The 13,997-nt window shown below is 67.6% G+C and carries 16 protein-coding genes; 3 read left to right on the top strand and 13 right to left on the bottom strand.

Translation table 11 applies throughout. The features are described 5' to 3' along the window. From VFX14_20095 to VFX14_20080, 4 genes are all read right to left on the bottom strand, one after another. A partial coding sequence (locus tag VFX14_20095) for a hypothetical protein (GenBank protein HEU5191999.1) occupies window positions 1-536 on the bottom strand: 536 nt, incomplete at its 3' end. A 32-nt stretch (window positions 537-568) separates the two neighbouring features. After that, on the bottom strand, window positions 569-2,395 hold the full coding sequence (locus VFX14_20090; protein HEU5191998.1) for an APC family permease: 1,827 nt from the start codon (window positions 2,393-2,395) through the stop codon (window positions 569-571). A 60-nt stretch (window positions 2,396-2,455) separates the two neighbouring features. Then, window positions 2,456-2,653, bottom strand: coding sequence for a twin-arginine translocase TatA/TatE family subunit (gene tatA, locus VFX14_20085; protein ID HEU5191997.1), 198 nt, complete (start codon window positions 2,651-2,653; stop codon window positions 2,456-2,458). A gap of 51 nt (window positions 2,654-2,704) precedes the next feature. After that, a complete protein-coding gene (locus VFX14_20080) occupies window positions 2,705-2,998 on the bottom strand; it encodes a hypothetical protein (GenBank protein HEU5191996.1) in 294 nt (97 codons plus the stop codon). Window positions 2,999-3,142: 144 nt separating this feature from the next. Between VFX14_20080 and VFX14_20075 the strand changes: the two genes are divergently transcribed. Then, window positions 3,143-3,757, top strand: a complete 615-nt coding sequence (locus tag VFX14_20075) for a DedA family protein (protein ID HEU5191995.1) — start codon at window positions 3,143-3,145, stop codon at window positions 3,755-3,757. Window positions 3,758-3,791: 34 nt separating this feature from the next. Here the strand turns inward: VFX14_20075 and VFX14_20070 are convergent, their stop codons facing one another. The 9 genes from VFX14_20070 to groES all read right to left on the bottom strand — a co-directional run bounded on the left by VFX14_20070 (window position 3,792) and on the right by groES (window position 11,614). Next, on the bottom strand, window positions 3,792-4,757 hold the full coding sequence (locus VFX14_20070; GenBank protein ID HEU5191994.1) for an isocitrate lyase/PEP mutase family protein: 966 nt from the start codon (window positions 4,755-4,757) through the stop codon (window positions 3,792-3,794). 474 nt (window positions 4,758-5,231) lie between these two features. After that, the gene (locus tag VFX14_20065; GenBank protein HEU5191993.1) at window positions 5,232-6,596 is read right to left on the bottom strand and encodes a sigma 54-interacting transcriptional regulator; all 1,365 of its coding nucleotides are present in this window, start codon (window positions 6,594-6,596) and stop codon (window positions 5,232-5,234) included. A gap of 33 nt (window positions 6,597-6,629) precedes the next feature. After that, on the bottom strand, window positions 6,630-7,991 hold the full coding sequence (dnaB, locus tag VFX14_20060) for a replicative DNA helicase (GenBank protein HEU5191992.1): 1,362 nt from the start codon (window positions 7,989-7,991) through the stop codon (window positions 6,630-6,632). Window positions 7,992-7,993: 2 nt separating this feature from the next. Further along, on the bottom strand, window positions 7,994-8,437 hold the full coding sequence (rplI, locus tag VFX14_20055; protein ID HEU5191991.1) for a 50S ribosomal protein L9: 444 nt from the start codon (window positions 8,435-8,437) through the stop codon (window positions 7,994-7,996). 13 nt (window positions 8,438-8,450) lie between these two features. Further along, a complete protein-coding gene (gene rpsR / locus VFX14_20050) occupies window positions 8,451-8,675 on the bottom strand; it encodes a 30S ribosomal protein S18 (protein HEU5191990.1) in 225 nt (74 codons plus the stop codon). A gap of 33 nt (window positions 8,676-8,708) precedes the next feature. Further along, on the bottom strand, window positions 8,709-9,116 hold the full coding sequence (locus VFX14_20045; protein ID HEU5191989.1) for a single-stranded DNA-binding protein: 408 nt from the start codon (window positions 9,114-9,116) through the stop codon (window positions 8,709-8,711). After that, on the bottom strand, window positions 9,116-9,439 hold the full coding sequence (gene rpsF, locus VFX14_20040) for a 30S ribosomal protein S6 (GenBank protein ID HEU5191988.1): 324 nt from the start codon (window positions 9,437-9,439) through the stop codon (window positions 9,116-9,118). Before rpsF ends, VFX14_20045 begins: the two co-directional genes overlap by 1 nt. A gap of 191 nt (window positions 9,440-9,630) precedes the next feature. Beyond that, on the bottom strand, window positions 9,631-11,250 hold the full coding sequence (groL, locus tag VFX14_20035) for a chaperonin GroEL (GenBank protein ID HEU5191987.1): 1,620 nt from the start codon (window positions 11,248-11,250) through the stop codon (window positions 9,631-9,633). Window positions 11,251-11,326: 76 nt separating this feature from the next. Then, window positions 11,327-11,614 (bottom strand): co-chaperone GroES, encoded by a 288-nt coding sequence (gene groES, locus VFX14_20030; GenBank protein HEU5191986.1) that lies wholly within the window; start codon window positions 11,612-11,614, stop codon window positions 11,327-11,329. Between the two features lie 163 nt (window positions 11,615-11,777). Here groES and VFX14_20025 point away from each other — a divergent pair, with 163 nt between their 5' ends. Beyond that, window positions 11,778-12,773 carry a D-glycerate dehydrogenase gene (locus tag VFX14_20025; GenBank protein ID HEU5191985.1) on the top strand — a complete coding sequence of 332 codons (996 nt, stop codon included), beginning with the start codon at window positions 11,778-11,780 and terminating at the stop codon, window positions 12,771-12,773. Window positions 12,774-12,777: 4 nt separating this feature from the next. Further along, a complete protein-coding gene (locus VFX14_20020) occupies window positions 12,778-13,848 on the top strand; it encodes an ABC transporter ATP-binding protein (protein HEU5191984.1) in 1,071 nt (356 codons plus the stop codon). Window positions 13,849-13,997: the final 149 nt, after the last annotated feature.

Below are 13,997 nucleotides of genomic sequence, written 5' to 3'. Positions count from 1 at the left end.
TCGCGCACCCGCGCCCGGGCGAGGACGGCCGGCTCGGGGAAGGCGTAGACCATCTCGCCACCGACCCGCAGCGCGGTGCCGTACCGGCGCACGAGGGCCGCGCGCAGGGCAAAGGCGAAGGTGAGGTTGACCTGCTGGGCGCAGATCGATCCCACCAGCATCTCGAACGGCTCGGGCATGAGGGTGGGCCGGAGCCCGTGCAGGCGCGGCGCGAGATCGCCCAGCACGGGGTCTTCCTTGGCGGCCCGGTAGAACGCCTCGAGATCGAGGTCGGCCCCGCAGATGCGCCGCGCCTCCGCGACGGCGGCGGCGAGGATCTCGGGCCGGCGCGCGCCCGGCACCGCCACCGTGACGCGCGTGGCGGCGGCCTCGCCCGTCCACCGCAGCTCGTAGCCGTGCCAGCGCGCGCCCACGCGCACCGCGCGGCGAAGCACGCCCTCGGACAGCCGGTTCACGGGATCCTCGCCCCACGTCCGGAACCGCGAGAAGGTGCGGGCGAGATCGAGTGGGCCGGGGACGTCGAGGATCGCTTCCATCGCAACAAGTCAGTGTACCAGAGGGGGGGCGGTCAGCCTCGAAGGTGGAACGGGACGTCCACCACGACGACCCGCTTGCGGAAGAGCAGGGCACCCTTCACGAGCAGGGCGGTCTGGTTGTGCAGGAGGTGCTGCCACCAGCGGCTGGGGATGAACTCCGGAATGATGATCGTGACCACGTGGTTCTCGCCCAGCGCGAGCAGGTGGTCGAGATAGTCGAGGAACGGCGCGAGGAGAGAGCGGTAGGGGGAGTTCAGCACCACCAGCGGGATGCCCATGCCCCACTTCCCCCACTTCTCCTCGAGCCGGCGCGTCCGTTCCGGGTCCAGCTCGACAAACACCCCCTTGACCGAGGGCGAGATCGCCTGACCGTAGCGGAGCGCCGCCACGACGCCCTTGTGGAGGTCGCCGACCAGCACGAGCACGGTGTTCTGGATCGGGGGCGGCGGATCGTATCCCTCCATCGAGAGCTGCCCCGCCACATCGGCATAGTGGCGGTGCACAGTCAAGAACGCGGCGACGAGGAGCGGGATGAGCAGCACCACCAGCCATGCCCCGTGGGTGAACTTGGTCCCCGCGATCACCAGCATGACGAGGCCGGTGGCCGTCGCCCCGATCGCGTTCAGCCACGCGCGCCACCACCACCCCTCCTCGCGCACGCGCAGCCACCGCCGCACCATGCTCGACTGCGAGAGCGTGAACGAGATGAACACGCCCACCGCATAGAGAGGAATGAGGGCGTGGGTGTCGCCGGCGAAGATCACGACGAGGAGGGCGGCAAGACCGCCCAGGATCAAGATGCCATTGGAGAAGACCAGCCGGTCGCCGCGCGTGCCGAACTGGCGAGGGATGAAGCCGTCGCGGGCAAGGAAGAAGGCCAGGCGCGGGAAGTCCGCGAACGAGGTGTTGGCCGCGAGGATCAGGATGGCCATGGTGACGGCCTGGATCTCGTAGTAGAGGAGGCCGCCGCCGAAGATCTGGCGCGCGAGCTGGGACACCACCGTCTCCTCCTCGCGCGGCATCACGTGGTAGTGGCGGGCGAGGAAGGTGATGCCCATGAACAGCACGACGAGGATCACGCCCAGCCAGACGAGCACGATGCGGGCGTTCTTGGCCTCGTTCGGCCGGAAGGCCCCCACGCCGTCCGACACCGCCTCCACGCCGGTGAGGGCGGTGCAGCCCGAGGCGAAGGCGCGGAGGATGAGGAAGATCGACGCGTTCTGCAGGCCCACCGTCACGACCTCGGGCGGGGGCGGCGCCGGCGTCTCCCAGCCGAGAACCCAGCGGATGAAGCCGTAGCCGAGCATCCCGGCGCAGCTCACGATGAAGAGATAGGTGGGCGCGGCGAAGAGCTTGCCGGACTCGCGGAGGCCGCGCAGGTTGGCGGTGGTGATGCCGGCGATGCAGAGCACGCCGAGGAGCACGCGGTATCCGAACAGGGACGGGAACGCGGAGGTCAGCGCGGCGATGCCGGCGGCGACGCTCACCGCCACCGTCAGCACGTAGTCGATGAGGAGCGCCGCGGCCGACACCAGGCCCGGCAACGTCCCGAGATTGTCCTTGGTGACGATGTAGGCCCCGCCGCCGCCCGGATACGCCCGGATCGTCTGGCGGTACGAGCTCACCACGATAGCGACCAGCACCGAGATCCCCACGCCGATGGGGATCGAGTAGGTGAGCGCGCCCACCCCCGCGATGCTGAGGACGAGCAGGATCTCCTCCGTCGCGTACGCGACGGAGGAGAGCGCGTCGGAGGCGAAGACCGCGAGCGCCGCGCGCTTCGAAAGGCGCTCGTGACGGGCCTGCGCCGTCGGGATCGGCCTCCCGACGAAGAAGTGCTTGAGCGCGTGGAGCTTCACGGTGCGGGTTCCGGAGGCCCTACGCTGGGCCTCCGGGGCCCGCATGGGGAAGGCGCGGGCCTAGCCGACGGACGACTTTCCGCCCTTTCCGGCCTCTTCCTTGGCCTCCGGCTTGGGGTCGGGCGCCTCCACTCCGCGCTTGAACTCGCGGATCGCCTGACCGAGGGACTTCCCCAGCTCCGGGATCTTCGAGCCGCCGAACAGGACGAGGGCAATGGCGAGAATCAACATCAGCTCCTGCGTACCCAGACCAAACATGACGATCTCCTCTCTCCATGATGATGGCGCGCGCGTGACGCGGCGGAACCACTAGGAGAGCGGCGGGGCGCGGAGGCGAGCGGCGAGAGGTGCGGCGAGGGATCGGGCGCAGGGAACGCCGAAGGGCAGCGCCGCCCGCGCAGCCGCGATGAGGACGAGGGCAAAGACGGGCAGCACGATGGCCGGGAGGCCTTCGGTGACCAGCCACAGGGCGTCGTCGCCGTCCCCGCCGTCGAAGTAGCCGGGAGGCGTGAGGGAGTCGGGAAGCCCGAAGGTCGCCCCGCCGAAGGTGGCGAGGAGCCCCAGCAGGACAAGGGTCACGAGCATGCCGCGCGCCCGGCTCATGCACGGAGTGTGACCCACGGCATCAGGACATGTCAAACTAGGCCGCATGCCGAGCCTTCCGGGCGCCACCTCGCCTCCGCCGCCCAGGATCCTTCGTGCGGCTCGACGGGAACGAGGGTTCTGGTTTATCGTGGCGAACTGATCGTGGATCCGGTCGAGCTCCTCGCGCACTGGGGCTACCTCGCCCTCTTCCTCCTCGTCATCCTCGGGAACATCGGTCTGCCCGTTCCCGAGGAGACCATCCTGGTCCTTGCTGGCTACATGTGTTGGCGCGGCGAGCTCCACCTTCCGGTGGTCCTGGTCATCGGCATCGTGAGCGCGGTGGGCGGCGACAACATCGGCTACTGGCTCGGTCATCGCTACGGGCGCGCCACGCTCGAGCGCCACGCGTCGTGGCTGCTCGGGCATCCACGCCGGCTGGAGATGATGCAGGACTTCGTGTCCCGGCGCGGCATGCTCGCGGTGTTCATCGCCCGCTTCGTGCCCGGGCTTCGCTTCATGGCGGGGCCGCTCGCCGGCGCGCTCGGCATGCCTATCGCCCGGTTCTTCGCGGCGAACATGCTGGGCGCGCTCACCTACGTGCCCCTCGTCGTGGGGCTGGGGTACACGATCGGGTACGGCCTGGGCGAATACGTCGAGCGGCTGCGGCGGTTCGGCACGGACGTGGAGGGCTATGTGCTCTTCGCCGCGCTCGTCTTCTTCGGGTTCATCCTCGCACGCCGTCTGCTCCGCGCGAGACACGCCGGGGACGGGAGCTGAGCCGCCCCGTCCCCGGCCGACCCCCGGGGACGGTTCAGTGCCCTTCGCCGAACCCGTCCGAGCCCTTGAGGCGCTCGTCCGTCCCCGGAATGTAGCGCCGCTCGAGCTCCTGGAAGTGCGACACGCGCGCCATCACGTGGTGGCTCTCGGTGGGATGCCCGGCCTTGAGGCGCTCCAGGCTCCACTGAGCCTGCTCCTCGTTCTTCGCCAGCTCGTGCATGTGGTTCCACACCGAGTACATGGCGGCGTGGGCGCCGAAGAGCGTGATGAAGATGAACCTGTAGCCCAGCTCCCCGAGCTCCCGGAACGTCAGGGGGTTCGCATCGCGATTCCACTTGAACGACGAGGAGTAGTTGAAGGCGAGCGGAAGCTTCGGGTGCGACTGACGCATGGCGCGCGCGAACTCGATGGCGGGCTCGCGGTCCGAGGACGAGAGCTCGGCCCACACGAGGTCGACGCCGGCGTCGGCGTAAGCCCGGCCCCGCCAGATCGCCTCGTCCATGCTGCCGCCCACCGCGCCGAATGCGTCGGTGCGCGCGATGATGACGAAGTCGCGGTCGAGCCGGTCTCGCTCGGCGAGGGCGGCGCGGTACTTCCCGATGGCCTCCTCGCGGCTCACGATGGTCTTGCCGGCGATGTGGCCACAGCGCTTGGGGAAGCGCTGGTCCTCGAGATGGATGCCTGCCACCCCCGTCTTCACGAACTCCTGGACGGTACGCATGGTGGACAGCGCATTGCCGTAGCCGTCGTCCGCGTCGGCGATGATGGGCGCTTCGACCGCGCTGGCCACCATCGAGGCGGTGCGGGCGACCTCGGTCTGGGTGAGGAACCCCATGTCCGGCCAGCCGTTCATCATCGCCACCGAGTAGCCCGAGAGGTAGATCGATTTCATCCCCGCCCGCTCGGCGATCTGGGCGTCGAGCGGCGAGTAAATACCGCCGGTGAAGAGGTAGGGCTCATCGCGGAGCAGACTCCGGAAGGCCGTGCCCTTGCTTTCCATGCGCGTCACTCCTTCTTCGTGAGGTGGATGGGTGCCGCGGCTAGCCGGCGAGGGCGGCACGCGGCCGCACGGCGGGATCCCAAGGCAATTCGAGGATGCTCTCCGCGCAGCTGCCACAGTAGTAGGCTGATTCGAGCTGATACGAGCAGACCGGGCAGCAGGCCGCCCCGCACTGGATGCAGCCAAGATGATCGAAGTGATGCTGGATGTCCGAGCCGCAGCTACAACGCGCTCCCATGAGAAGCCTCCCCGTCGCTGAGTTGGTCTTCACTTGAGCAAGGCGCGTTCCATGCCGCTACTGAGGACTAACTATTTGAAAGTATTACCCCGCATTCGATATGCTCACGTAGGTTTTACTCGACGATGAGTCCAGGAGTTCACACAGAGTTATGGGAAGAAACTGCGCGATAGGGCTGTAACTTATTTATTTACAAGCTATCTGCCGAGTGCACCTAGTGCGACTTTATTGACTCACTACTGAGTCTTATGATTCTCAGTCTTGTAAATCTTGCTGTTTATCGAGTACTTGGCGATGAGTCGGTGGAAGTTGCGCCGGGTGATCTTCGCCTGCTTGGCAGCCAGGGAGATGTTGCCCCGGGCCTCGGCCAGGAAGCGCGTGACGGCTTCGCGCTCGAAGAGCTGAATTGCGCGCTCCTTCGCGTCGAGGAAACCTTCCTCGCTCGCGATGCGGATCGGGCTCCCCTCCTGGAGGTAGAGCGGCAAATGCGCCAGACCAACCTCCCTGGTCGATGCGAGGACGACCGAGCGCTCGATGACGTTCTCGAGCTCGCGCAGGTTGCCCGGCCACGGATAGCGCGTCAAGAGATCGAGCGCTTCGGGGGAGAACCGGTCGACCTTCTTATTCACCTTCGCCTCGGCCTTGCGCAGGAAATGGTAGGCGAGGACGGGGATGTCCTCGGTGCGCTCGCTCAGCCGGGGGAGCGTGATCGTGAACGTGTTGAAGCGATAGAAGAGGTCGGAGCGGAACTCGCCCGCTTCCATTGCCTTCTCGAGGTCGCGATTCGTGGCGGCGATCACGCGCACGCGGACTTTTCGCGTGATGGAGTCTCCTACCGCCTTGATCTCCCCGGCCTGGAGCACGCGGAGGAGCTTGGCCTGCATCTCGCCCGGCATATCGCCGATCTCGTCGAGGAAGATCGTGCCCCCGTCCGCCTTCTCCACGAGGCCGGCCTTGTCGGCCACCGCGCCCGTGAACGCGCCGCGCTTGTGACCGAAGAGCTCGGACTCCATCAGGGTGGGCGTCAGCGCGGTGCAGTTCACCGTCACCAGCGGCTTGTCGCGGAGATTCGAGTAGCGGTGAATCGCGCGGGCCACGAGCTCCTTGCCCGTCCCCGACTCCCCGCGGATCAGCACCGTGGTGGGCGTCGGCGCGACCCGCGCGATCAGCTCGGCCACTTCCTTCATCTTGGGGTTCTGGCCGATGATGAAGTCGCCCTCAGCCTGCCGCTGGAGCTCGCGCAGCATCAGGGAGTAGCGGTCTTCCAGCTCCTCGGAGCGCTTGCGCTCGGCGAGGAGATCCCACATGAACTTGGCGCTGGCCCCGCCCATCACCTCGCTGGCCGGCGCCTTGATGCGGTCGATCTCGGCGTGGACCTGGGGATTGCCCGTCACGTCGATGATGAGATCGAGACGCTGATTGCGGACGAGCTCGCGAAAGTCGGTGGAGACCGGGATGTTGAGACGGCGCGCGAGCTCGAGACCGGGCGCCCAGGCATTGGCGTCGGCAACGCCCACGATGGAGACGGTGGGGTCGCCCACGATCATCTCGAGCAGGGCACGACCGCCCTTCCCCGCTCCAACGATGACGACCTTGGTCATGACCCTGCTGAAAACGCCGCCCGCGCTCGCGGCCTAGACGGGCTGAATTTGACGGCTGGGCGGGGCGAGGTTCTCGAACGACGCGTATTCGGGGATGAATGTCACCTGCACCTTCCCGGTCGGCCCATTCCGCTGCTTGCCGATGATGACGTCGGCGACCCGGTCGCCGTCCGGTGACTCGAGCCCGTAGCGCTCGGGCCGGTAGAGGAAGAGGATCAAGTCGGCGTCCTGCTCGAGGGCGCCGGACTCCCGGAGATCCGAGAGCTGGGGCTCCTTCGACTGTCGCGCCTCCACCGCCCGCGAGAGCTGCGAGAGCGCCACCACCGGCACCGAGAGCTCCTTGGCGAGCGCCTTGAGCGACCGTGAGATCTCGGAGATCTCCTGCTGCCGGTTCTCGGGGTTCCGGCCCCGCATGAGCTGCAGATAGTCGATGACGATGAGGTCGAGACCGTGCTCGGCCTTCATGCGGCGCGCCTTGGCGCGGGCCTCCAGCACGGACAGCGCCGGCGAGTCGTCGATGTAGATGGGCGCGTCCGCCAGCTTGCCGGCGGCGTGCGTCATTCGCGTCCAATCGCGGGGATCCAGGTAGCCGGTCCGCACCTTGTGCGAGTCCACCCGCGCCTCCGCGCACAGGAGGCGCTGGACGAGCTGCTCCTTCGACATCTCGAGGCTCAGCACCAGCACCCGCTTGTGATCGACCACACCCGCGTACTTGGCGATGTTGAGGGCGAAGGCCGTCTTCCCCATCGACGGCCGTCCCGCGATGATGATGAAGTCGCTGGGCTGGAAGCCCGACGTCATCTCGTCGAGCTTGCCGAAGCCGGTCGCGAGCCCGGTGACGTGTTCCTTCCGCTCGTACAGGCGCTCGATGTGCTCGAAGGTGTCCTTGAGAATCGCGCGGACCGGGTAGGCCGAGCCCTGCATCCGCCGCTCGGAGATCTGGAAGATCAGCCGCTCGGCGTCGTCGAGCAGCTTCTCCACGTCCTGACTGCCGTCGAAGCTCTGGGAGATGATCTCGCTGCAGATGCGGATCAGGTCGCGCAGCAGGGCCTTCTCGCGGACGATGCCCCCATAGGCGAGGAGATGCGCGGCGGTGGCCGCCTCCTCCACGAGCATGGCGAGGGCGGAGGGCCCCCCTACCGCCTCGAGATCGTTCTGGCGCTTGAGCTCCTCGGACAGCGTGACGAGATCGACCGGCTCGTTGCGCTCGAACAGCACCAGCATGGTGTCGAAGATCTTCCGGTGCCCTTCCTTGTAGAAGTCGGACGCCCGGAGCAGCTCCACCGCCTTGGGCAGGCTCTCGCGCTCGAGCAGGATGGCGCCGAGCAGGGCTCGCTCCGCCTCCATGCTGTGTGGGGGGATCTTGGAGGTGAGCAGCTCGGCGAGCGTGGCCACGGCTACTCCCGGGTGACGGCGACCTTGAGCTGCGCGGTGACGTCGGCGGGGAGCCGGATGGGCACACTGACCTCGCCGAGGGTCTTAATCGGCTCGTCCAGCATGATCCGACGCCGCTCCACCTCGATCCCGTGCTGAGCGAGGAACGCGGCGATGTCGGCCTTGCCGACCGACCCGAAGAGCTTGCCCTCGTCGGAGGCCTGCCGGATCTGGGCGAAGGCGAGGCCTTCGATGGTCCGCGCCTGCTCCTCGGATTCGCTGCGGGCCTTGGCCGCCTTGCTCTCCTGGCTGGCCTTGATCGCGTCGAGATTCTTGAGGTTGGCCGGGGTGGCGTTGAGCGCCAGCTTGTGAGGCAGGAGGAAGTTCCGCGCGTAGCCGTCGGACACGTCGCGGACCTCGCCGCGCCGGCCGAGCTTCGGGACGTCGTCGAGCAGGATGATCTTCATCGGGGCTCCCGGGCTACTCGCCGGTGTAGGGAACGAGGGCCACCGTGCGCGCGCGCCGGATAGCGCGGGTGAGCTGGCGCTGATGGCGCGCACAGCTGCCGGAGATGCGCCGGGGGGTGATCTTGCCCCGTTCGGAAACGAAGCCGCGCAGCCGGCGGACGTCCTTGTAGTCGATGAGGCTCACCTTGTCCACACAGAACTTGCAGACCTTGCGCCGGCCGAACCGGCGACGTTTCACAGGCTTCGATGCAGGCGGAATGGCTCGCTCCTCCTAGAAGGGGACCTCGTCGTCCCCGTCTTGCATGGTCTCGCCGCCCTCGACGGGAGCGCCCGGCGCGACCGGACTCTTCGTCCGGCCCATGAACTGAACGCGCTCGGCCACCACCTCGACGACGCTGCGCTTCTGTCCGTCCTTCGTTTCCCAGTCTCGGGTCTGCAGCCGCCCCTCCACCATGATGGGGCTGCCCTTGTCCAGGTACTCGCCGCACGTCTCCGCCTGCTTCCCCCAGACCACCACGGTGAGGAAGCACGTCTCCTCCCGCTTCTCGCCGCCCTGGGTGGTGTAGCCTCGATTCACGGCCAGGCGAAGATCGGACACCGCGGTGCCGCTCGGCGTGTAGCGGAGCTCGGGCGGGCGCGTCAGGTTTCCGATGAGGAACACCTTGTTGAGGCTCGCCATCAGACCGCCTCCTCCGGAACCGCCACTTCGGCCTTCGGCGCCGAGCGCTGGCGCTTGCGCACCGGCACCCGGGTCGTCATGTAGCGGAGCACGTTCTCGTTCAACCGCAGCTGCCGCTCGAACTCCTTGACCACCGACGGCTCGGCGGAGCACTCGATCACCGCGTACGTGCCCTCGCGCTGTTTCCGCATATCATAGGTGAGGCGGCGCTTGCCCCAGTTCTCCACCTTACCGACCTCGGCGCCCAGACCCTTGAGGTTCTCCTGCAGGCGGGTGAGGAGCGCAGCGATGTCCTCGTCGGTCGGCCGTGGATCGAAGATCACAAGAATCTCGTACGGATACAGTTGCGTCACCCCCTCCGGACTCGGATGCTCTGTCGCAAAAGCAGTTAACCCTAACAGACGGGCTCAGTTTAGGCAACCTCCGGCGAGCCGGTCAAGACGTGCACGAAATGAGACACGGCCCCGGCCCGTACGGGGCCGAGGCCGTGTCGGTGCTTCCGGATCCTGACGGCTTAGAAGTCGCCGTGCGGCATCGGCGGGGCCGCCGCCGGCTTCTCCTCCGGCAGGTCGGTGACCAGCGCCTCCGTCGTCAGCAACAGGCCGGCGACGGACGCCGCGTTCTGCAGGGCGATCCGCTCGACCTTCGTCGGGTCGATGATGCCCGCCTGAATCATGTCCACGTACGTCAGGCTCTCGGCGTCGAAGCCCCGAGTGGGGACGGTCTCCGCCTTCACCTTCTCCACGACCACGCTGCCCTCGAGACCGGCGTTCTCCACGATCTGCCGGATGGGCTCCTCGAGCGCCCGCTTCACGATGTTGGCGCCCACCTTCTCATCGCCTTCGAGCTTCAGCTTCTCGATGGACTTGGACGCCCGTAGCAGGGCCACGCCGCCGCCCGGCACAATGCCCTCTTCCACCGCGGCCCGCGTCGCGTTGAGCGCGTCCTCGACCCGCGCCTTCTTCTCCTTCATCGCGGTCTCGGTGGCCGCGCCCACCTTCACCACCGCCACGCCGCCCGCCAGCTTGGCCAGGCGCTCCTGGAGCTTCTCGCGGTCGTAGTCGGACGTGGTCTCGTCGATCTGCGCACGGATCTGCTTGATGCGGCCCTCGATGATGGACGACTTGCCGGCACCCTCGACGATGGTGGTGTTGTCCTTGTCCACGACGATCTTCTTGGCCTTGCCGAGGTCCTCGAGCTTGATGTTCTCGAGCTTGATGCCGAGATCCTCGGTGATGGCCTTGCCGCCGGTCAGGATGGCGATGTCCTCGAGCATGGCCTTCCGCCGATCACCAAAGCCCGGGGCCTTCACCGCCGCGCAGTGCAACGTGCCGCGGAGCTTGTTCACGACCAGCGTGGCCAGGGCCTCGCCCTCGACGTCCTCGGCGATCACGAGGAAGGGCTTGCCGGAGCGCGCGACCTGCTCGAGCAGCGGCAGCATGTCCTTCATGACGCTGATCTTCTTCTCGTGGATGAGGACGAGGGCATCCTCGACCACGCACTCCATCCGCTCGGCGTCGGTCACGAAGTAGGGGGAGAGGTAGCCGCGGTCGAACTGCATGCCCTCGACCACGTCGAGCACGGTCTCCGCCGACTTCGACTCCTCGACGGTGATGACGCCGTCCTTGCCGACCTTCTCCATCGCCTCGGCGATCAGACTGCCGATGGTCTTGTCGTTGTTCGACGCGATCGTGGCGACCTGGGCGATCTCCTTCTTGTCCTTGGTGGACTTGGAGAGCTTCTTCAGCTCCTCCACCACTGCCTCCACCGCGGTGTCGATGCCCCGCTTGAGGCCCATCGGGTTGGCCCCGGCGGTGACGTTCTTGAGGCCCTCGCGGAAGATGGACTGGGCGAGCACCGTCGCCGTCGTCGTGCCATCACCGGCAATATCCGAGGTCTTGGACGCCACCTCCTTGATCATCTGGGCGCCCATATCCTCGTAGTTGTCCTTGAGCTCGATCTCCTTGGCGACGGTGACGCCGTCCTTGGTGATCGTGGGGCTACCGAACTTCTTGTCGATGACGACGTTGCGGCCCTTGGGGCCCATCGTCGCCTTCACCGCGGCCGAGAGGACGTTGACCCCCCGGAGGAGGGCGGCGCGGCCCTCGTCGCTGAACATGACCTGCTTCGGCATCTCTGTCTCTCCTGTTCGTTTGCGTGGAATGGACCGGCCGGTCGGGCGCGGTCGGGTTGATGGCGTTCCGACGACGCTACTCGATGATGGCGAGCACGTCCTCCTCGCGCAGGATCAGATACTCCTCGTCGTCGACCTTCACCTCGGAGCCGGAGTACTTGCCGAAGAGGATCTTGTCCCCGGCCTTCACGTCGAGGGGGATGCGCTTGCCGTCCTCGGACACCTTGCCGTTCCCGGCGGCGATGACCTTGCCCTCTTGGGGCTTTTCCTTGGCGGTGTCGGGGATGATGATGCCGCCCTTACGGACCTCTCCCTCTTCGATACGCTTGACGAGGATGCGATCGTGCAGCGGACGAACTTTCATGGTCAACGTGCCTCCTGCTGGGTAAGATGTTTGGCCTGGCGATCTCCACGACCGCCGAATCCGTTAGCACTCATCGAGTGCGATTGCTAGTATATCGGCGAATCTCGGGCTGTCAAGAAGTTCATATTCTTTATATTTCAGTTACTTATGATGGAGGGGCGTAATGCCTCAGGGCAGCGGAGCCTCGTCGATTCTGATCTCGCGCATGCTTCCGGACGAGGTCATCGCCTTCGCCCGGAGCCGCGCCGACGTCGACTTGCACACGGGCGACCGTCCGCTCTCCAAGGCCGATCTCAAGGCCCGGCTGCGTAGCCGCCGGGGCCTTGTCTGCCTGATCACCGACACCATCGACGCGGAGGTCCTCGCGGCCAACCCTGAGCTCAAGGTCGTCTCGAACGTGGCGGTAGGCTACAACAACATCGACGTCTCGGCCGCCACCAAAGCAGGGGTGGTAGTGACCAACACCCCCGATGTCCTCACCGAGACCACCGCCGACTTCGCCTGGACCCTGCTCATGGCGACCGCGCGCCGCCTCGTCGAGGGTGACCGCTACGTCCGCGACGGCAAGTTCCAGCAGTGGGAGTACATGCTCCTCCTGGGCGGCGACGTCCACGGCAAGACCCTGGGCGTGGTCGGCTTCGGCCGCATCGGCCGGGCGGTGGCCCGGCGCGGCCTCGGCTTCGGCATGCGCGTGCTCTACCAGGACGCGGCGCCGGCGCCCGCGACGGTAGAGGCGGAGCTACACGCAACCCGTGTCGACCTCCCGACCCTGCTGCGGGACTCGGACTTCGTGACCCTGCACACGCCGTTGCTTCCCGAGACCCGCCACCTCATCAATGCGCAGTCGCTCCGGACCATGAAGAAGACGGCGTACCTCATCAACGCCGCGCGGGGGCCGGTGGTGGACGAGGCCGCGCTGGTGCAGGCCCTCAAGGAGGGCTGGATCGCCGGCGCCGGGCTGGACGTGTTCGAGGAGGAGCCGAAAGTGCACCCCGGCCTGATCGGGCTTCCCAACGTCGCGCTGGCGCCGCACATCGCCAGCGCCTCGCGCGCGACCCGGGTCGAGATGGCCCGCCTGGCCGTCAACAACTGTCTGGCCGTCCTCGAGGGGACGTCACCGCCGACGCCCGTGAACCCCGAAGTCCTCGGCCGCCGCTGACGTCGTGGAGCTGCTCGCGCTGGCCGGCGTTTCCCGGCGGTATGCCAAGGATCAGCCGCCCGCCGTCCACGACCTGTCGCTCTCGGTGAACGAGGGCGAGATCGTCGCGCTCCTGGGCCCCTCCGGCTGCGGCAAGACGACCACGCTGCGTCTGATCGCGGGCTTCGAGGCGCCCGACGCGGGTACGGTGCGCCTCCGCGGCGAGGTCGTATCCGGGGAGGGGCGGCTCGTGCCCCCGGAGGGGCGCGGCGTGGGCCTCGTGTTCCAGGACTACGCCCTCTTCCCTCACTTGACCGTGCACGACAACGTGGCCTTCGGGCTCGACCGCCTGGAGCGAGCGGCGCGGCGGGCCCGGGTCGGTGAGGTGCTCGACCTGGTGGGCCTGCGCGGCGTCGACGACCGCTTTCCTCACGAGCTGTCCGGCGGCCAGCAGCAGCGGGTCGCCGTTGCTCGGGCCCTCGCGCCGGCCCCCGCCCTGCTCCTGCTCGACGAGCCCTTCTCGAATCTCGATGCCGACCTCCGGGCACAGATGCGGGACGACGTCGAGGCCATCCTGCGGAGCACCGGCACCACCGCGGTGTTCGTGACCCACGATCAAGACGAGGCCTTCACGCTCGCCGACCGGGTGGGCGTGCTGCGTCACGGGCGTATCGAGCAGATCGCGACGCCGGAGGAGATCTACCACCAGCCTGCCACGCAGTTCGTCGCCGAGTTCGTGGGCGCCGCCGACTTCCTGCCCGGCCGCGTCACCCGCGACGGCATCGAGACCGAGCTGGGGACCTTCGCCCATCGCGCGGGTCTTGCTCTCGGCACGCCCGTCGAGGTCATGTTGCGCCCGGACGACGTGCACTTCGAGGCGCGCGAGGACGGCTCGGGGGTGATCACCCGCCGCTTCTTCCGCGGTTCGGAGTGCCTCTACTGCATTCGCCTTCCCTCGGGACGTCGGGTGCACTCGTCCCAGCCTTCGACGTCCACCTTCGCGACGGGCGCGCGCGTCCGAGCGGAAGCGCAGCTGCTCCACGTGGTGGCCTTCGCAGCCGACGCGGCGGGGCCGAGCGGGGCGGGCGAGCGCTAGAACAGCGGGGTGAGCGCGAGCCGGGCCAGCCGGCGCTCGAGACGCCGGAGCCGGTGATCGAGCCCGGCGCGCAGAGCCTCGGAGGCGCGCGCGGCCTCGGCCCGCGCCAGCGCCTCCAGGACAACGGCCTGCGCGCCGCTCCAGTCGCG

The sequence above is a fragment of the Candidatus Methylomirabilota bacterium genome, from assembly GCA_035764725.1.
In the GTDB taxonomy this organism is placed as follows: Bacteria; Methylomirabilota; Methylomirabilia; order Rokubacteriales; family CSP1-6; genus DASRWT01.
This window is presented reverse-complemented; position numbering and strand designations above follow the sequence as displayed.

Excerpts from the sequence above, each read along its gene's own strand:
- tatA (HEU5191997.1), bottom strand. The coding sequence starts at position 2,653 with ATGTTTGGTCTGGGTACGCAGGAGCTGATGTTGATTCTCGCCATTGCC.
- VFX14_20080 (HEU5191996.1), bottom strand. The coding sequence starts at position 2,998 with ATGAGCCGGGCGCGCGGCATGCTCGTGACCCTTGTCCTGCTGGGGCTC.
- VFX14_20070 (HEU5191994.1), bottom strand. The coding sequence starts at position 4,757 with ATGGAAAGCAAGGGCACGGCCTTCCGGAGTCTGCTCCGCGATGAGCCC.
- VFX14_20065 (HEU5191993.1), bottom strand. The coding sequence starts at position 6,596 with ATGACCAAGGTCGTCATCGTTGGAGCGGGGAAGGGCGGTCGTGCCCTG.
- rplI (HEU5191991.1), bottom strand. The coding sequence starts at position 8,437 with ATGAAGATCATCCTGCTCGACGACGTCCCGAAGCTCGGCCGGCGCGGC.
- VFX14_20045 (HEU5191989.1), bottom strand. The coding sequence starts at position 9,116 with ATGGCGAGCCTCAACAAGGTGTTCCTCATCGGAAACCTGACGCGCCCG.
- groL (HEU5191987.1), bottom strand. The coding sequence starts at position 11,250 with ATGCCGAAGCAGGTCATGTTCAGCGACGAGGGCCGCGCCGCCCTCCTC.
- groES (HEU5191986.1), bottom strand. The coding sequence starts at position 11,614 with ATGAAAGTTCGTCCGCTGCACGATCGCATCCTCGTCAAGCGTATCGAA.
- VFX14_20025 (HEU5191985.1), top strand. The coding sequence starts at position 11,778 with ATGCCTCAGGGCAGCGGAGCCTCGTCGATTCTGATCTCGCGCATGCTT.